Origin of the sequence: Arthrobacter sp. SLBN-112 (genome assembly GCF_006715225.1) — a bacterium.
Taxonomy (GTDB): domain Bacteria; phylum Actinomycetota; class Actinomycetes; order Actinomycetales; family Micrococcaceae; genus Arthrobacter.
Genome location: NZ_VFMU01000001.1, coordinates 2,286,499 through 2,303,907 on the forward strand (window position 1 = coordinate 2,286,499; position 17,409 = coordinate 2,303,907).

A 17,409-nucleotide genomic window follows, 5' to 3' on the forward strand; every position below is an offset into this window, starting at 1 on the left:
AGCAGCCCGCGCACGTTGGCTGCCGGAACCGGGAGGCCCACGGTGAAATCAGCGAACGCAAGCATCATTGCAGGCATTGTCCTCATTGGGCTGGGTGGGCTTTTGCTGCTGGACCGGTTCGGTGTCATGGACAGTGCGGCCATTGTGGCCCCGCTGATCTTCGCGGCCGTGGGGGTTCTGTTCCTTTCCCTGTTCGTCCGGCGGCGGGAAAACTGGTGGGCGGCCATCCCGGGATCTGTGTTCCTGGGCCTGGCAGCCGTCATCACCGCAACCGAGCTCACGGGCGGAGCCTGGGGCGCGGCCTTCCTGTTCCTCTTCATGGGGGCCGGCTTCGCCGCGGTGTTCGTGCGGGAACGCACCAACTGGTGGGCCCTGATCCCGTCAGGTGTCATGCTCACGCTGGCGGTCATTGTGGCCCTTCCGCAGGAGTTGCAGGGTATGCCCACCGCCGCGGTCCTCTTCCTGGGCCTGGCGGCCACCTTTGGTGTGCTTTCCCTGGTCCCGATCAACAGCACCGGGCACGCCGGCGATCACCCCGCGGAAAGGATGAAGTGGCCGCTGATCCCGGCCGCGGTCCTCACGGTCATGGGGTTGATTTTTGCCCTTCAGGCAACGGTGGTGTTCATTTCCCTGGACTTCGCTTTCCCGGCCATCATGATCCTGGCCGGCATCACCCTGATGGTCTACGCCTACATCGCCCACCGGGACGGACGGCAGAAGTCACACCGCCCCGGCCCACGGGCCGGCTGAGCCTCCGGGCTACCGTCCTTGGCGGGAGGGGCGCAGCAACGTGGCCCACAAATGCAGGAACATTCCGGCGAGGGTAGCCAGGAATGCCGCAAGCGCCAGCCACAGCTCCGCCCGGCCGATGGCTGCCACCAACGGCAGTTGGTCGGCGCGGCCCAGATAAATCCCGGCCACCGCGTACATGCCGAGGGGGAAGATCACGCTCCACAGGCCCGGCTCGTAGGACAACGGCACCCGGTGGACCATGTGCCGCCACCAGCCGGCGGCGATGAGTACCGGCAACAGCCACGAGGCGAAGGACCAGAACACCACGGAGGCACCTGCCACCAGCCCGCGGGTGGCATCCACCATGGGGGCTCCGGCCATCTCCACGATCCGCGCTCCCGCCAGGACGCTGATGGCCATGGCGCCCATAGCCACGAAGTACTGCGGGCGCAGATCCTCCGGCCGGATGGGATAGGTCATGAGCCGGAGCGAGACGAAGATCCCCACGGCGGCATACAGGATGAGCCCCACCGACCAGGCAACGACGGCGACGAGCGCCAGGGCGGCGCGCCAGTCCGGCGCGGCGAGCGGCTCGATGGAGGCCGCCGCGACAGCCACGGACTGGCTGGCCACGCACCAGATGAACCATGAGCCGTTGGCATCTTTAACCACAGGGCGCTCAGACCGGCCGAGCACGGCGGTCCATGGCACGACGTAGCCAAGCACCACCCAGGCGAGGACCGCGACTGACAGAAGGACCGCCGTCGTGCCCTGCCATCCCGCCATCCCAACCCGCGTCCCCAGCACATTTGTTCCGGCGATGAAGGTGAAGAATCCGAACGCCCGGCCGGGGTCCAGGAAGTCGCCGCGCATATCGTCGGCGAATTTGGCCAGGCGGAGCAGGCTGAGCGCAAGAATCACCACGTAGGAGAGCGCGCACACCACCAGCAGCGCCACTGACATGGAGTGGAACCCTTCGAGCTCAAGCCCCACGGAGATGATCCCGCTGGCCATGGTGAGGGCGAAGTAGCCGGGCGTCAGCGTCCGCACCGCCTGGTTCGCGCGGGAAGCGAAGGAGTGCCGGGCGTCAGTGGCCGTGTCCATGCCCCCAGCTTAGGCTGGAGGATCCTGCAGGCCAGCGTCCGCGAGATGGCACTTCGCCGCAGTCCCGGGCAGGATCATTGCCGTCATATGCCATCTCGCGGGGGAATTGCTTACGGTTCTCCGCGGCCAGCTTCGGCCCTTGCCCAATGCTCCCGGAGCAGCGCGGCAACCCGTTGCGGCTCGATCCGGTGCGGCGGATCAAAATGGTGGCGGTCGGGAAACACCTCAAGCCGGAAGTCAGGGAAGACCTGGCCCAGGCGCCTGGCGTTGTCGGCATAGTCATCAGGGTTGCTTTTGCCGCCCAGGATGAACAGCACCGGCCGGTCGAAGGAGGCGAGGCGGTCCCGGTCCAGGTTGTACGACTTGAACGTCCTGATGAACGCGCCGATCCCCGCCGGCCGCTTGGCCATCCATGGCGGTGGCGGGCCGGGCGGCGGTGGCGGCAGGAAGACGTCGTCCCTCACTCCGAGCCGCATGAAGGCGGTGATGAACTCCTCCGGCGGAAGTCCGTCCAACCGGTCATATTTTTTCCACAGTTCCCTGTGCCCGGGGCTCCAGTCCCAGGTGCCTGCCCATGCCGGCTCGAGCAGTGCCAGGCTGCGGAGCCTTTCGGGATGCGATGCGGTCAGGGCCAGGGTGGCTGAGCCGCCGCCGGAGTACCCCACCAGGTGGAACGTATCCCAGCCGCGCCGGTCGGCCTCGCGGAGCACGCCGTCCGCCTCGGTATCCAGGCTCCAGCCCGGCGGCGGTGCATCCCCGGCGTAAAGCTCCAGGTCCTTGGCAACCGCCTCCACGCCAGGTCCCAGCGCCTCCAGCAGGCCACCGTAGGCAGGGCCGGCGGGAAGGACGCTCCCGGGCAGCAGGATCACGCGAACCGGTTCCATGGTTATTCACTTCCGCTGGCTGTTCCGTCCGTTCTTGTCGCGCTTAGTGCCGCGCTGCCAAATGTTCCGTCACGTAGTCGGCGTCCGGGCCTACGCCCACCAGGGTGGCGGAGATGTGCCGGGTGAGCCAGGGGAGCCCGACGGCGTACAGGCCCGGGTGCTCCGTCACGCCTTTCACATGGCGGGGGTAGTTCCACTCATCCAGGAGGGGCAGGTCCAGGATGCTGAAGTCCAGTGCGTAGCCCGTGCACCAGATGACGGAGGTGATCCCTTCCGCGGCAAGGTCCAGGCGGGCGCCGGACTCTGGCGGCAGCCAGTGGTCCGCCTCCGGCTCCTCAGCTTCCGGGGCGTCGATCCCGGCTGCCCTGATGTACGCGTCGGCCAGCCGCTTGAGCCGCTGCCCGAACCCCGCCTCCACCAGCCCGAGGCGCTGGGGGAGGTCATCCGTGAAAACGAGGTCGTCGTCGTGCAGGCCCTCAAACCGGCCATGCAGCCGGACGCCGCGCCGGCCCAGCCCACGCAGGTGCACGCTGTGGCCGCCGCCGTTGCCGGACAGCAGCGGGTTGCACATGAAGCGTCCGGCGGGGGAGGGCAACTGGTCCACCAGCAGCGCATTGATCCCGTACCCGGGGCCGTGGACGTTTACTTCCATGATCCAGTGGAAGATGTCCTGGCCCCGGTACCGCCGCGGCGCTTCGGGGCAGCTGGACACTGACAGGTGCACGGTGCGCCCGGCGTCGAGCAGGTCCTCGGTGATCTGGCCGCCGGATTGTCCGGTGCCCACCACCAGCACCGCGCCCTCCGGAAGCTGCCCGGGGTTGCGGTACTCATGGCTGTGCACCTGCAGCACGTCCGGGGAGAGGCCGACGGCGGCAAGCGGGATCCGCGGTCGCTGGAAGGCGCCGCTGGCCAGCACCACGTTCCGGGCGGCCCAGGTACCCCGGCCCGTTTCGAGTGTGAACCCGGTCCCGGCCGCGGTGATCCGGGTGACCTCCGTGTCCAGTTCCACCGGGGCGTGGATGTCCTCCGCGTAACTGCGGAAGAAGTCGATGGTGGCGTCGCGGGGAATGAATCCGTCCGGGTCCGACCCGTCATAGTCCGTACCCGGCAGGGCCAGCGAAAAGTTGGGGGTGTTCAGGTAGAAGGAGTCCCACCGGTCCTGCCAGGCGCCGCCCACAGCAGGCCGCCGCTCCAGGAGCCGGTGCTCAACGCCGCGCTGCGCCAGCCAGTAGCTGGTGGCCAGGCCGGCCTGCCCGGCACCTACCACCACGGTGTTGGTCTCGTCACGGGAAACCGCGGGGGCGGACATGGCTACTTCGCCGCCGCCCGGGAACTCCTGGTGGGTCTTGCTCGGGGTTCCTTCGGCTCTTTGGGCGGCAGGGACGCGATGTAAGCCAGCGCCTTTTCGGCCCATGCCCGCGCCCGGGTGTCGTCGCCGTCGCCCTCTTCATTCCAGACCTCCGGCAGCCCGGTGTATCCGCCCATGGGCCGCTCCGCCGGCCCGAACGGCACGGTCCGCTCGGATGACTCCAGCATCTCCTTGTCCTCCGGGGAGAGCTTCACGCCGATGGTGGGGCCGAACAGTCCGGCGAACATGTTGCCGTTGATGAACGCGCCCAGGTTGCCGAACATCGGCTTCACCACCACCCCCGGATGGTCAGGGACCACGCGCCGGAACCGCTCTTTGTCTTCCTCGCTTGCCTTGGGCATCTCCATGGCTTCATCTCCCGGTGGCAGGGTATTTCCGCAGGATCTGGATGCAGGATATGCCTATTCGCAGGCGCGGTCGAGGGTCCGTGGACCTGATAGCGCAAGCGGCAAAAATCCCGGCCTGAGCAGGTCAAACTTCCCTGCGGAGTGCTATATATAGCTCAAGGCAACTATTTCTTTGGCTGCCCCGCCAGGTCACATGGATCCGGGAGTTTCCGGGGGCTGGAGGCAACGGTGCTGGACACGCCGGACTCCGCCCCGGCCGCAAAAATTACCGTGCGGCCCGCCACCTTCGGCGCCCGCCCCACCGCCAGGCCCGCGCTCGTGGCCCTCGCCGCGCTCGCCTTCCTCACGGGCTGCAGCGGCGGCGTTGGCGCGTCGGTGTCCACCGCCGTGCAGGACAGTTCCTCCGCCGTGGCCACCGCACGGATCGCCCTCCGCCAGGACATGGACGGCAAGCTCACCCAAGCCGCCACCGACACCAGCCTGGAGGACGCCCTCAAGGAGGTCGAGGCCAGCAGGAGCAGTGTCCTGAAGCTCTCGCCGGCCACGCAGGAGGAGCGTGTTGCGCAGAAGCAGGCACTGGACGTGCTGGACCAGTGCGCCGCGGGTTTCGCCACCGCGCGCGCCGCACTGGCAGGCAACGACGGCGGCAGCCCTTCCCTCTCCGACGGTGACAAGGCGCTCGCGGACGCGCAGGATGCCCTGAAGCAGCTCGAAGGCACGGTGGGGCCCCAATGAAGCGGCTCCTCGGCGTCGCGCTCGGGGTCCTCACCGCCATCGGCGGGTTCGTGGACATCGGGGACCTGGTGACCAACGCCGTGGTCGGTTCCCGGTTCGGCCTGTCAATGGTGTGGGTCGTGGTGGTCGGCGTGGTGGGCATCTGCCTGTTCGCCAACATGTCCGGCCGGGTGGCGGCGGCATCGGGGCGGGCCACGTTCGAAGTGATCCGCGAACGCCTCGGCGCGCGGGCAGGCCTGGCCAACCTTTCGGCGTCCTTCCTGATCAACCTGATGACCGTCACCGCGGAAATCGGCGGTATTGCCCTGGCGCTGCAGCTGGCCAGCAGCGTGTACTACCTGCTGTGGATTCCCGTGGCGGCGGTGGCCGTGTGGCTGGTCATCTGGCGCGTCAGGTTCACCATCATGGAAAACGTCACGGGCCTGCTGGGGCTGACGCTGATTGTCTTTGCGGTGGCGCTGTTCCTCCTCAAACCGGACTGGGGAGCACTGGCCGGGCAGTTGGCGCCCGCCGTGCCGGAGCAGGAAACGGTGTGGACGTACAGCTACTACGCCATTGCCCTGTTCGGTGCGGCCATGACCCCCTACGAGGTCTTCTTCTTCTCCTCCGGTGCCGTGGAGGAAGGCTGGACCGTGAAGGACCTGCTGCAGGAGCGCATCAACGTCATGGTCGGTTTTCCGCTGGGCGGCCTGCTGTCCGTGGCCATCGCCGCGTGCGCCGCCGTCGTGCTCCTGCCGGCCGGTATTTCCGTGACGTCGCTGTCACAGGTGATCCTGCCCGTGGCCGAAGGCGCCGGGAAGCTGGGGCTGGCGTTCGTTCTGGTGGGCATCGTGGCCGCAACATTCGGCGCCGCCCTGGAAACCACCCTCTCGTCCGGCTACACCCTGGCCCAGTTCTTCGGCTGGTCCTGGGGGAAGTTCCGCCGCCCGGCGGAGGCAGCCCGGTTCCACCTGGCCATGATTGTCTGCCTGCTGATCGGCATCGCGGTCCTGGCCACCGGCGTGGACCCCGTGCAGGTGACCGAATACTCGGTAGTGTTCTCCGCCATCGCCCTGCCGCTGACGTACCTGCCCGTCCTCATCGTGGCCAACGATCCCCAGTACATGCACGAGCACGTGAACGGCCGTGTGGTGAACGTGCTGGGGATGGTTTACCTGGTGATTATCCTGGTGGCCTCCCTTGCCGCCATCCCGCTCATGATCGTGACAGGAGCCGGCTCATGACCTCCCCGTCCGGTCCGCTGCCGCCGGTCCCGCACGTGGCCGGCCGCATCCTGGACGCGCAGCTGCACCTCATGGACCGGCAGGTCCTGGACCACGACGGCGTCCCGGTCACCACCGTGGACGACCTCGAGGTGAGCGGGCCTGCTTTGGACGTGGAGATCCCGCCGGGGACGGCACCACCGGTCATTACGGCCCTGCTGACCGGGGCGGTGCTGGGCACGCGCATCTTTGGCGGCAGGGCGCCGTCGTCCAGGCTGATCCGCGTCCCGTGGAAGGACGTGGCGGAGGTGGAAGTGGTGGTGCGGCTCGGTGTGAGCGGCGAACCGCTGGATGCCAGCTGGGTGGAACGGTGGGTGCGGGACAAGATCATCGCGCGGATACCGGGAGGCCGCCATGATCCTCGGTGACCTGCTGGGCACCCCGGTCCATGACGCCGACGGCGGCCGGTTGGGCCGCGTAGCCGACGCCCGGTTCGTCCTGGACGGGCCCCCGCACCAGTTGATGGCGGACGCGCGGCTGCTGGGGCTGGTGGTCAGCCCGCACAGCGTTGCGTCGTTCCTGGGGTATGAGCGGAATGGCCTCACCCACCCATGGCTGCTGGCCCGGATACTGCGGTGGCGGCACCGCGGCTCGTTCCTGGTGCTGTGGGAGGACATCGCCATGGTGGGCCCGCGCTCGGTCCGGCTCCGGCCCGGGTTCACCCGGTACAGCACGGCGCTGGAGGATCGCCGGCAGGTTTAGTGGCGCTGAACAGGTGCGGAATTAGGTGTGGGGCGAATCTCCTGTAGTGTTGATCCTGTTGTTGTGTTTATGCAGTTGGTAGTTCAGGCAGTACGCACGGTCGAAAGCCCGTGTTCTTCTGAAGTAGCGGTTTTTGAACACCCCACGCCGGAGGGCCCGAAAGTCGGGATTTTCCCCTCCACCTTCACGAAGGACAAAAATAATGGCTACTGGTACCGTCAAATGGTTTAACGCTGAAAAGGGCTTCGGCTTCATCTCCCCGGACGACTCCTCGCAGGACGTTTTCGCGCACTACTCCGCGATCAACTCCTCCGGCTTCCGCTCCCTCGAAGAGAACCAGAAGGTTTCCTTCGACACCGAGCAGGGCCCCAAGGGTCCCCAGGCCACCAACATCCAGGCTCTCTAATTTCCTAGAGTTCCGGGACCGTTAGGTTTCCAAGCAGGGCTTGCCGTTCATCGGCAGGCCCTGCTTTTGTTTAACCCACGTGTGCCAGCTCCTTTGATCGAGGCTGCACCTGCCAGAATTGTCAGCATGCCAACAGTGGGAACAGCGCCGGGTCTCAACCTTCGTATCAGCATTGAGGACAGCGAGCCGCTGATTTGGCGCCGACTATTCCTCCCTGAAACTCTGACCATCGGCCAATTCCACCTGGCCGTGCAGGCAGCCTTTGGATGGGAGAACCGCCATCTCTATGGCGTGCGCGGGACAGACTGTGCGGGCCGTGAGCGCAGGATCATTGGGCCCGACGATGAAGCGGAAGACCTGCAGGCAGAGTCCGCGTCCGCCGTCGTCCTCTCCGAACTTCTCGATCCACAGAAGCCAGGGATGGCCTTCGACTACGACTACGACTTCGGGGATTCGTGGACCCATCGTGTGGAACTCGTGGGAGCTGCAGAGCTTCAACCGGGTGAGATGTTGTGTGTCGAGGGCGCCCGGCGCGGGGCGATCGAGGACTCAGGCGGCCCACACGGTTATAGGCAACTAATCGAAGCGATTCAGGACCCATCGCACCCGGACCACCAGGAGGCCACATCCTGGGCTTACGGCATGACTGGTTTGTATGGCCACCGATTCGATCCCGCTGCCTTCGATCTGCACGCCGCCAACAGGAAGCTGCGGATGCTCAGCCTGCAGTGGTGGCCACAGCCGTTAGGGGATCCGGAGCGGGACAGCGTCCTCCGGCCGGTCCGGTGGCTCCTGCATGAAGCGTCCGGCGATGGAGTGGAGCTCACCAAGGACGGTTACCTCAAGCCGGCCCTGGTGAAGCGGGCCATGGAGGAGCTTGGCTGGGCGCACCCGGCCATGGGCAAGGGCAACCGTGAGACGCATGCCCGCCAGGTCGCTGAATTGCGCCAGCACCTGATGGACTGGAAACTCCTGTCCAAACGAAAGGGCCGGCTGGTCCTGTCCCCGCGTGGACGGCGGGGACTCGAGCGGCCCGAGGACCTGTGGGACTACGTGGTGGACGAGATCGCCCGCCCGCAACATCCGGGTGTTTACCTGGTGACGCTGCTGCAGGTGCACTGGCACCTTACCGGCATCGAGCCGCCGTACGCGTTCCAAGCCGGGATCATCCACGAGGACCTGCGGATGGCAGGCATGGTCACCCGTTCAGGCGACCCGATACCGGAGGAGTGGGGCGCCGACATTAACCGCACTGTCCGCTGGAGCCTTGAATGCCTGCACCTGACGGAGCCCGCACGGGACTCCATGGGCCCTCCGCTGCTCACCGACGGCGGGGTAAAATTCCTTCTGGACGTCGTGGACCGGGCCAGGACTTTTCCGCCCGCAGGCCTGCGCCTCGAGCGGCATTTTCCTTAGCCGCGCCGTCTCGACAAGTTCCAGCAGCAGGAGCACTCTTGAAGTGCGCACGCCTTGAGCATGCCAAACCGACGCCGTGGGCGGCGTCTGGAGAATTCCATATGTACCTGCGCGGCACCGGTTGGGGTGGTGCATGTCCGGTCCGAAAATCGGCCGGCACTGGCTGCCCGCGCTCCCCGGCATCGGCAGCCGGAACCTCACTCCGAAAAACAGTGGCCGGTTGGGCCAGTTACGCAATGGGTTGAATCGGCTACAGCTGCACATCGGCATTTATCAGATCGCCGTTTAAGAAAGCACTGCTATGAAGCACTATCGGGGAACCACACCGAGATCCAACAAACTGGCATTCATTGTCGCATTCGCTGTTGCACTACTCGCCTCATTGGCTGCAGCCGGCCCCGCATCGGCCGACGAAGGGAGCCACCGGACCTGGCAGGTGCAGGTGGGCTCTGAATCCCGCGACCAGGAGATTCAGGGGATGGCGTTCCTTCCCTCGGAAATCTTTATCAACAAGCGGGACACGATCACGTGGCACGCTAACTCCGCGGAAATTCACACGGTGACGTTCCTGGCATCGGGACAGTCGCTGCAACCATTCAATCCGTTCAGCAACGACGAGTTGCTGAAGCGCGGAGGGGACAGCTACGACGGGCATTCGTACTACAACTCCGGCCTCCTGGCCAACGTGGACGTCCCTGGCTTCCCCGATGCGAGGAGCTACAGCCTGTCGTTCCCGCGGGAAGGCGACTTTACGTACTACTGCCTCGTCCACGGCATGGTGATGAAGGGAACCGTCCACGTGCGCGATCGGGGCACGGACTACCCCTACAGCCAGGCGGACTACGACAAGGCATCGAGGGCCCAGGAGAGGTCCATCCTCCGGGACGGGCAGCAACTCGACGCATCCCTGGCGCAGCAGGCAAGCAACCACAAGGTAATAGCCGGCGGTGACGACGGCGTGGCGATGGTCATGCGCTTTGTCCGGCCAACCGTCACGGTGCACGTCGGCGATACCGTCGTGTTCGCCAACACAGGCATGGACGCTCCCCATACCGTCACGTTTGGCACCGAACCGGCGAACATTTTCGCCCCGTCCGGCGACCGCTCGCATTTCAACGGCGGCGATCTCAATTCGGGAATCATGTGGCCCGGGGATGAGTTCGCTGTGACGTTCCAGGCGAAGGGAACCTTTGAGTACATCTGCGCACTCCATGACTACATGGGCATGGTGGGCAAGGTGAGGGTCGTCGACTGACGCCATAGACACCGGCGGGATACGCGGTCCGGTCGGGCGCCTGCCCGGCCGGACCGTTTGCGTTCGGGGTCAGCGCAGCCCCATCGCCTCCCGCACCTCATCGAGGATGTGGTGCATGGCCCGTTCTGCCTCCGCGGTATCGCCGCCGGCCACGGCCGATGCAACGTCATCGTGCGCCTGCAGTGCCTCGCTCCGCGGCTTGAACGGCATGAGCCCCTGCCGGGTCCGGCTGGTCAGGACCTCCGCGATCATCCCTTCCAGGGCCCGGAACATTTCATTGCCGCAGCTTCGCAGCAGCAGCTGATGGAACGCGATATCGGCGGCCAGGAAGGCCTGGAGGTCACCGGCCTCGCCCAGGCGGCGGAGGTCGGCGGCCAGGGACACCAGTTGTGTACGCTCCGCGGCGCTGGCCCGGCGTGCCGCGCCCGCGGCGGCGATCGGCTCGACGGCGATGCGCAGCTCGGTGAGGCTGCTGTACTGCAGGTCCCGCCGGTCCGAGGCCAGCCGCCAGCGCACCAGGTTCGGGTCGAAGACGTTCCATAGTGAGGGTTCCTGCACCACGATGCCCACACGCCGGCGTGAGTAGACCAGGTTCATCGATTCCAGGACCTTCATGGTGTCCCGGGCAACGGTCCGCGAGATCCCGTATTCGTGCTGCAGCCCTTCCAGCGTGAGCCGGGTACCCGGGGCGAGTTCCCCTGAAGCTATGGCAACCCCCACCGCCTCAATGACCCGGCCCTGCGCCGCCGGGGCGGGAGCGCCGTCGTGCACTTCATCGCCGTCCTGGACTGTCGCCGTCGACATTCTTTTTCCCCGTTCCGTTACGCGCCGCTGCGCCTCTCCAGAATAGCGGTGAAACCGGTAAAGGTATGACTTATGACACGATTAGATAGTATCTTTGGGCAAGAAAGGTGATACCTTATCGCTGGGCCGATGAACACCGCGCCCGCAGCGAGCTTCTTCGAAAGCCAAAGACGTCTTCTCCGGAGGTATGACATGCAGTATCCAGCCACGCACCTGGTGGTCATGGGCGTTGCCGGTTCCGGCAAATCCACCCTGGCGGCCGCCCTGTCCCAGCAACTGGGGTGGGCCTGCGCAGAAGCCGATGAGTTCCACCCCCAAGCAAACATCACCAAGATGAGCCAGGGGATTCCGCTCCAGGACGAGGACCGCTGGCCCTGGCTCGAGGAGATCCGCAGCTGGATGACCGCGCAGGCCGCCGCCGGCAAGAGCACCGTCCTCACCTGCTCCGCGCTTAAGCGCGGCTACCGTGAGCTGCTCTCCGGCTCAGAAGGCCGCGTCATTTTCCTCCACCTCGACGGCGGCGCGGACTTGATCAGCCAGAGGATGCAGGGGCGGGTGGGCCACTTCATGCCGCCCACCCTGCTGCCCAGCCAGCTGGCAACCCTTGAGCCGCTCAGCCAGGAAGAGCTGGACGCAGGCAGCCTCCGGCTCGACATCTCGTGCTCACCCGAAGAGCTGGTCGCCGCCGTCGTCCATGCCCTCAACCTCCCCTCCGGCCAGGCGCCCGCGGCGTCCTGACCCCCTAGTCCCCAACCCTGTTTCAAAGGAGAACCATGACCATCGAAGGATGGACCCAGACGATGGGCGCAGGCCCCCTGCTGCTCATCGCCGCCGCGGCAATTCTTGTGCTGCTGTTCCTGATCATCCGGCTCCGGATGCACGCCCTGATCGCCCTGATCCTCATCAGCCTGGCCACCGCCTTTGCCACCGGCATCCCCGCCAACCAGGTGGTCCCGGTCCTGGTCAACGGCTTCGGCACAACCCTGGGGACGGTGGCACTGCTGGTGGGCCTGGGCGCGATGCTCGGCCGGATCGTGGAAACCAGCGGCGGCGCCAAGGTGCTGGCCGACTACCTGATCGGCGTCTTCGGTGAAAAGCGTGCCCCCTTCGCGCTGGGCCTGGCCTCACTGATCTTCGGCTTCCCCATCTTCTTCGACGCCGGCCTGGTGGTCATGCTGCCGGTGGTCTTCGCCGTCGCGCACCGCCTCGGCGGGGGAGTGCTCCGCTACGGCCTGCCCGCTGCCGGTGCCTTCTCGGTGATGCACATCTTCCTGCCGCCGCACCCGGGGCCGGTGTCCGCCGCCACCTTCTTCGACGCCAACATTGGCCTGGTCCTGATCGCAGGCCTGATTACCGCCATCCCCACCTGGTACGTCACCGCATACCTCTACGGCCTGTACACGGGCCGGAAGCTGGTGCTTCCGGTTCCCGAAATCCTGGGCCACGCCAGTGCCGAAGCGGAATCCCACCCGCCGCGCTTCCGCACCATCCTGGGCCTGCTCTTGCTGCCGCTGGTACTGATCTTCCTCAACACCGGGCTGAACACCCTGGCCTCCTCCGGCGCCCTGGACGCGTCCGTCAAGAAGGAGCAATGGTTCCAGGTCCTGCGGACCATCGGTGAAACCCCCGTGGCGCTGCTGATCGCCGTGCTCGTTGCCATGTTCGTCCTCGGCACCCGCCGCGGCCGCGACGCCGGAGCCCTCGAGAAGCTGCTCGAATCCTCCCTTGGGCCGGTCTGCTCGGTCATCCTGATCACCGGTGCCGGCGGCATGTTCGGTGGTGTCCTGCGCACCTCCGGCATCGGCAAGGCACTGGCCGACGTCCTGGGCGGCGTGGGTATTCCCCTGATTCTCGCCGGTTTCCTCATTTCCGCCATCCTGCGCATCGCCCAGGGTTCGGCAACCGTGGCCCTGACCACCACCGCGGGCCTCATTGCCCCGGCCGTTGCCGCCGCCGGGATGAACGGCATGCAGGTGGCCGCCCTGGTCATCGCCGTGGCTGCAGGCTCCGTGGTGGTCTCCCACGTCAATGACTCGGGCTTCTGGCTGGTGGGCCGCTTCTTCGGTATGGACGTCAAGACCACCCTGAAGACCTGGACCGTGATGGAAACCCTGATCGGCGTCATGGGCTTCGCCATCGCAGCGGTCATCTTCCTGGTGGCCGGCGCCGTGGGCTGACGCCCGAAGGCGACTGCGGCGGGGCGGCTGGTGGGAACACCGGCCGTCCCGCCGTCGTTGTTTCCCTTGGCATGCTTTCCACGTACGCCACCCGCCGACCAAAGGACACCCCTTGACTCCTCGCACCATCGTGATCACCGGCGCCAGTGACGGCATTGGAGCGGCAGCCGCACGGACGCTGGCCAAGGCAGGGGAGCAGGTGGTCGTCGTCGGCCGTTCTGCCGAAAAGACCCGCACCCTGGCGGGGGATATCGGCGCGGACCACTATCTGGCTGACTTCGCTGATCTGGCCCAGGTGCGCGAACTCGCCGCCAAACTCGAGGAAAAGTACCCCCGCATCGATGTGCTGGCCAACAACGCCGGCGGAATCATGGGCAAACGCACGCTCACGGTGGACGGCAACGAGGCCACCTTCCAGATCAACCACCTGGCGCCGTTCCTGCTGACCACCCTGCTCATGGACACGCTGACCAGCAGCAATGCCAAGGTGATCAACACCTCCAGCGCCGCCAACAACTTCGGCAAGCTGGACCTGTTCGACCTCACCGCCGAGCACGGGTACCGCACCAACCGCGCCTACGGCACCGGCAAGCTCGCCAACATCCTCTTCACCTCGGAGCTGCACCGCCGCTTCCATGACGAGGGCATCACGACGGCGGCATTCCACCCGGGTGTGGTCCGCACCAACTTCGCGGCGGACTCCACCAGCCCGTTCCGGCACGCGTACACCACCTTGCTGAACCGCTTCATGCTCAGCCCGGACCAGGGCGCCGACACCATGCTCTGGCTCATCAACGGCACCCCCGGCACCGACTGGATTTCCGGCGCCTACTACGCCAAGCGCGCCCTGGCCAAGGCCAACCCGCAGGCGTACGACGCCGAGCTGGCGCGCGGCCTGTGGGAAAAGAGCGAAGAGCTGGTCAAGGCCTTCGTCTAGGGCTACCTCTCGCAGGCCAGCCCATCGTGGTCCGCGTCCAGGCCGTAGATGTCCCGGCCAATGACCTGGATGGGACCGCTGACGTACGCCGGGCCGTTTCCGCTTCCGCCGGCGCAGTCCACGTCGGAGGCGATGGGAACGCGGCCTGAATAGTTCGGGTCGCAGCCCGGATTGGTTCCCGGCACTGCAGGCGCAACGGGGGCGGGAGGTGCAGCCGCCTTTGCGGCCGCTTCGGCCGCTGCCTTGGCCGCGGCTGCCTGTGCCGCCGCCGCTTCCTGGGCGGCCTTCGCGTCGGCGGCTTGCCGGGCAGCGGCCTCTGCCGCGGCTGCGTCAGCGGCAGCTTTGTCGGCCGCGGCCTTGTCGGCTGCCGCCTTATCTGCGGCTGCCTTGTCAGCTGCGGCCTTTTCCGCGGCCGCCTTCGCTGCAGCTGCGGCTGCCAGCTTCTCGGTGACCCGCTTGGATTGCGCGGCGTCCAGCCACACCAGCCTGCCGGATTCGTCTTTGGTGCAGACATAGGTGGTGCCGGCGGAAACCTGCTGCCCGTTCACTGCGGTGCAGGGCATATCGGCAATGGGTTTTGGCGTGGGTGTTGCGGTGGCAGTTTCGCTGGCGGGGCCGGCAGCGGCGGTCAGTGAGGCCTGGGGTCCGCCGCAACCTGCAAGCAAGAGCACGACGGCGGCAGCGGCCCCGGCGGTCAGCGCTTTGTTGGAGCCCTTCCGCCAGGCAGATCCGGCGGCCGGGGTGTCTTGCTGACGATAGCTACGGGGCGCGGAAGGACTGTGAATTTCAGGCATGGTTCCCCCAAGTGCATGTGCTGGATGCGGAGTGCACGGCCAGCGTAGCTACGCCCGCTGGGCCGGAACGGTTTAAGCGCAAATCTTGACGCATTCCTGAGCCAACCCTGCAGAATTCCGGCCGTGCCGCGGTCAACCCTGACGCGCCAGCACCTCGCCGATCACCCGCGCACCCTCCGGGTAGGCGCCCGGATTCGGGCCCGAGTAATTAAGCCGGATGAAGGCGCCGGCGGGTTCGGCCGGGAACCACTCCGTACCGGCGGCGATGATCACCCCCGCGTCCTCGCAGTCACGGACCAGACGCGGCAGGTCCGTGGCGTCCGGCAGGCGCAGCCACAGGTTCAGTCCGCCCTTGGGGAGGTTGTCGATGTGCGCCTGGGGAATGTGGTCACGGACGCTGGTGGCCAGCAGGTCGCGGCGTGACTGGAGCTGCTGGCGGAGGCTTCGCAGGTGCGTCTGCCACCCCGGCTGCGTCACCACGTCCAGCGCGGCGGCCTGCAGGAGCCCGCTCACGTACATCGACTCGGCGGCCCGCTGGCCCAGGATGCGTTCCCGCGCCGGTCCGCGGACAACCACCGCGGCAATCCGGATGGCGGTGGAAACGCTCTTGGTGAGGGACCTGATGTACACCACGTGCCCGGAGTCGTCGCGGGTTGCCAGCGGAACAGGATCCGAGGTGATGCCGAAATCGTGGGCCCAGTCGTCCTCCACCAGGAACGCGCCATGCCGGCGGGCCACGTCCAGGATCTCGCCGCCACGGCCTGCTGCCCACTGCGCCCCGGTGGGATTGGAATAGTTGGGCTGCACGTAGAACGCCCGGGCCCCGGTCTCGGCAAAGGCGCGGTCCACGTCCGCGGGGTCAGGCCCGTCCGGACCGGTGGGCACCGGAACCACCCGTACCCCGGTCTGCGCAGCGGCAAGGATGGCGCCCCAGTACGACGGCGATTCCATGAGCAGCGGCTGTCCCGCACCCACCAGCGCACGGAAGATGGAGCTGAGGCCGCTCTGGCTTCCCGGCAGCACCACCACATCGTTCGGGGTGGGAGGCGTGATGCCCACCGGAGTGGCCAGTCCCAGTTCCTGCGCGAACCATTGCTGCAGCTCGGGCATCCCGGCGGCCGGCGGCCGCGACAGGGCGGCGTCACCGCGGGCAGCACGCGTCAGCGCGCCGCGGACCAGCCGCTCCGGCAGCAGTTCCCGGTCCGGGTAGCCGGAATGGAACCAGATGGCATCACCGGGAACGTTCCGCATGGTGCCAGACGACGACGGCAGCGGAGACGACGGCGACCTCAGCGCAGCCGTTTGCCAGCCATAGTCCGAGGGCCGTGCCGTGCGCACGGCACGGACGAACGTCCCAACGCCGGGCCGGCTTTCGACCAGCCCCTGGGCAGTCAACGCCTGCAGCGCCTTCTGCACGGTGACCGGGCTGGCCTGGTGCTCGGCCACGAGTTGCCGGGTGGACGGCAGTTGGGCCCCCGGAGCCGCACCGGCGATCCATTGCCGGAGCGCCGCAACAATCCGCGCACTGCTATCGTTATTCATGAAGGAACATAGTAGCGCTACTGTCCTAAACCGCCCAGTGATACTGCCGCGAAAAGCCACCGGAATCTGGTGGGGCCTGCTGGGCGTGGCAGCCTTCTCCTTCACCGTTCCCTTCACCCGCGTGGCCGTCGCCGGCATCCCCCCGCTGTTCATCGGCTCCGGCCGGGCCGTGGTGGCCGCTGTTCTTGCGGTTGCAGCACTTGCCATCACCCGCCAGCGGCTGCCGCAACCGCGCACCTGGCTGCGCCTGGCGCTCGTGGCCGTGGGCGTCGTCGTCGGCTTTCCGCTGCTGACGTCCTACGCCCTCACCGCCGTGGCGGCAGGGCACGGGGCCGTGGTGATCGCCCTCCTGCCGGCGGCCACGGCCTCGGTGGCGATGCTGCGCTCCGGCGAGCGGCCGCCGGCCGTCTTCTGGGGAGTGACGGCGCTCGGCTCGCTGGCGGCGGTCTCCTTCGCCTTCCTGCAGTCCGGCGGTGTGGGGCACCTGCACTGGGCCGACCTCCTGCTGCTCGGCGCCGTGGCCTGCGCCGCGGTGGGGTACGCCGAAGGTGGCCTCCTGGCGCGCCAGCTTGGCTCCTGGCAGACCATCGCCTGGGCCTTGGTCCTTGCCGCGCCGGCCATGCTGGTCCTGGCCGTGCTCTCCGTGCTGGAACAGCCGCCGTCGGCCACGCCCGTCCAGTGGGCGGCCTTCGCCTACCTCGCCGTGGTCAGCATGTTCCTGGGCTTCTTCGCCTGGTACCGCGGCCTGGCCATCGGGCCCATGGCGCAGGTCAGCCAGATCCAGCTGCTCCAGCCGGTCCTCAGTCTCGGCTGGGCCGCGCTCCTGCTGGGCGAAGCGCTCACCTGGACCACCCTCATTGGTGCCCTTGCCGTCATCCTCTGCGCCGCCGCGGCCGTCCGCGTCCGGCTCAACCGTCCCGCCCCTTAACCCCGAAAGGACTTT

At 67.1% G+C, this 17,409-nt stretch carries 19 protein-coding genes; 12 read left to right on the top strand and 7 right to left on the bottom strand.

Annotated features, from left to right (window positions below; genetic code table 11):
* Positions 1 to 42 precede the first annotated feature (42 nt).
* On the top strand, positions 43 to 750 hold the full coding sequence (locus FBY33_RS10670; protein ID WP_142030536.1) for a hypothetical protein: 708 nt from the start codon (positions 43 to 45) through the stop codon (positions 748 to 750).
* A gap of 9 nt (positions 751 to 759) precedes the next feature.
* Here FBY33_RS10670 and FBY33_RS10675 read toward each other — a convergent pair whose 3' ends face one another.
* The 4 genes from FBY33_RS10675 to FBY33_RS10690 all read right to left on the bottom strand — a co-directional run bounded on the left by FBY33_RS10675 (position 760) and on the right by FBY33_RS10690 (position 4,436).
* Entirely contained in the window at positions 760 to 1,836 is a 1,077-nt protein-coding gene (locus FBY33_RS10675; RefSeq protein ID WP_142030537.1) for a tellurite resistance/C4-dicarboxylate transporter family protein, read from the bottom strand.
* Positions 1,837 to 1,946: 110 nt separating this feature from the next.
* Complete coding sequence (locus FBY33_RS10680; protein WP_142030538.1) at positions 1,947 to 2,720, bottom strand: alpha/beta fold hydrolase; 774 nt, start codon at positions 2,718 to 2,720, stop codon at positions 1,947 to 1,949.
* A 43-nt stretch (positions 2,721 to 2,763) separates the two neighbouring features.
* Positions 2,764 to 4,029 (bottom strand): flavin-containing monooxygenase, encoded by a 1,266-nt coding sequence (locus FBY33_RS10685; RefSeq protein WP_142030539.1) that lies wholly within the window; start codon positions 4,027 to 4,029, stop codon positions 2,764 to 2,766.
* Between the two features lie 2 nt (positions 4,030 to 4,031).
* A complete protein-coding gene (locus FBY33_RS10690; protein WP_142030540.1) occupies positions 4,032 to 4,436 on the bottom strand; it encodes a TfoX/Sxy family protein in 405 nt (134 codons plus the stop codon).
* Positions 4,437 to 4,664: 228 nt separating this feature from the next.
* On the opposite strand from FBY33_RS10690, the gene FBY33_RS10695 reads away from it, so the two are divergent.
* From FBY33_RS10695 to FBY33_RS10725, 7 genes are all read left to right on the top strand, one after another.
* Positions 4,665 to 5,171: a hypothetical protein gene (locus tag FBY33_RS10695; RefSeq protein ID WP_142030541.1), complete on the top strand. Its 507-nt coding sequence runs from the start codon at positions 4,665 to 4,667 to the stop codon at positions 5,169 to 5,171.
* A complete protein-coding gene (locus FBY33_RS10700) occupies positions 5,168 to 6,394 on the top strand; it encodes an Nramp family divalent metal transporter (RefSeq protein WP_142030542.1) in 1,227 nt (408 codons plus the stop codon). The genes FBY33_RS10695 and FBY33_RS10700 overlap by 4 nt, the downstream gene beginning before the upstream one ends.
* A complete protein-coding gene (locus FBY33_RS10705) occupies positions 6,391 to 6,801 on the top strand; it encodes a hypothetical protein (RefSeq protein WP_142030543.1) in 411 nt (136 codons plus the stop codon). Before FBY33_RS10700 ends, FBY33_RS10705 begins: the two co-directional genes overlap by 4 nt.
* Positions 6,788 to 7,135, top strand: a complete 348-nt coding sequence (locus tag FBY33_RS10710) for a PRC-barrel domain-containing protein (protein ID WP_142030544.1) — start codon at positions 6,788 to 6,790, stop codon at positions 7,133 to 7,135. The genes FBY33_RS10705 and FBY33_RS10710 overlap by 14 nt, the downstream gene beginning before the upstream one ends.
* Before the next feature lie 202 nt (positions 7,136 to 7,337).
* A complete protein-coding gene (locus FBY33_RS10715; RefSeq protein ID WP_015936345.1) occupies positions 7,338 to 7,541 on the top strand; it encodes a cold-shock protein in 204 nt (67 codons plus the stop codon).
* Between the two features lie 126 nt (positions 7,542 to 7,667).
* The gene (locus tag FBY33_RS10720) at positions 7,668 to 8,957 is read left to right on the top strand and encodes a plasmid pRiA4b ORF-3 family protein (protein WP_142030545.1); all 1,290 of its coding nucleotides are present in this window, start codon (positions 7,668 to 7,670) and stop codon (positions 8,955 to 8,957) included.
* A 301-nt stretch (positions 8,958 to 9,258) separates the two neighbouring features.
* On the top strand, positions 9,259 to 10,212 hold the full coding sequence (locus tag FBY33_RS10725; protein ID WP_142030546.1) for a plastocyanin/azurin family copper-binding protein: 954 nt from the start codon (positions 9,259 to 9,261) through the stop codon (positions 10,210 to 10,212).
* A gap of 69 nt (positions 10,213 to 10,281) precedes the next feature.
* Here FBY33_RS10725 and FBY33_RS10730 read toward each other — a convergent pair whose 3' ends face one another.
* On the bottom strand, positions 10,282 to 11,016 hold the full coding sequence (locus FBY33_RS10730; RefSeq protein WP_200831360.1) for a FadR/GntR family transcriptional regulator: 735 nt from the start codon (positions 11,014 to 11,016) through the stop codon (positions 10,282 to 10,284).
* A gap of 192 nt (positions 11,017 to 11,208) precedes the next feature.
* On the opposite strand from FBY33_RS10730, the gene FBY33_RS10735 reads away from it, so the two are divergent.
* From FBY33_RS10735 to FBY33_RS10745, 3 genes are all read left to right on the top strand, one after another.
* On the top strand, positions 11,209 to 11,754 hold the full coding sequence (locus FBY33_RS10735; protein WP_142030547.1) for a gluconokinase: 546 nt from the start codon (positions 11,209 to 11,211) through the stop codon (positions 11,752 to 11,754).
* Between the two features lie 35 nt (positions 11,755 to 11,789).
* On the top strand, positions 11,790 to 13,193 hold the full coding sequence (locus tag FBY33_RS10740) for a GntP family permease (RefSeq protein ID WP_142030548.1): 1,404 nt from the start codon (positions 11,790 to 11,792) through the stop codon (positions 13,191 to 13,193).
* 112 nt (positions 13,194 to 13,305) lie between these two features.
* Positions 13,306 to 14,130 carry an SDR family NAD(P)-dependent oxidoreductase gene (locus FBY33_RS10745; RefSeq protein WP_142030549.1) on the top strand — a complete coding sequence of 275 codons (825 nt, stop codon included), beginning with the start codon at positions 13,306 to 13,308 and terminating at the stop codon, positions 14,128 to 14,130.
* Positions 14,131 to 14,132: 2 nt separating this feature from the next.
* Here FBY33_RS10745 and FBY33_RS10750 read toward each other — a convergent pair whose 3' ends face one another.
* The gene (locus FBY33_RS10750) at positions 14,133 to 14,924 is read right to left on the bottom strand and encodes a hypothetical protein (protein WP_235010538.1); all 792 of its coding nucleotides are present in this window, start codon (positions 14,922 to 14,924) and stop codon (positions 14,133 to 14,135) included.
* Positions 14,925 to 15,056: 132 nt separating this feature from the next.
* On the bottom strand, positions 15,057 to 16,466 hold the full coding sequence (locus tag FBY33_RS10755; protein ID WP_142030550.1) for an aminotransferase-like domain-containing protein: 1,410 nt from the start codon (positions 16,464 to 16,466) through the stop codon (positions 15,057 to 15,059).
* Between FBY33_RS10755 and FBY33_RS10760 the strand changes: the two genes are divergently transcribed.
* Positions 16,465 to 17,394 carry a DMT family transporter gene (locus FBY33_RS10760; RefSeq protein WP_142030551.1) on the top strand — a complete coding sequence of 310 codons (930 nt, stop codon included), beginning with the start codon at positions 16,465 to 16,467 and terminating at the stop codon, positions 17,392 to 17,394. The two genes, FBY33_RS10755 and FBY33_RS10760, sit on opposite strands and share 2 nt — an antisense overlap.
* Positions 17,395 to 17,409: the final 15 nt, after the last annotated feature.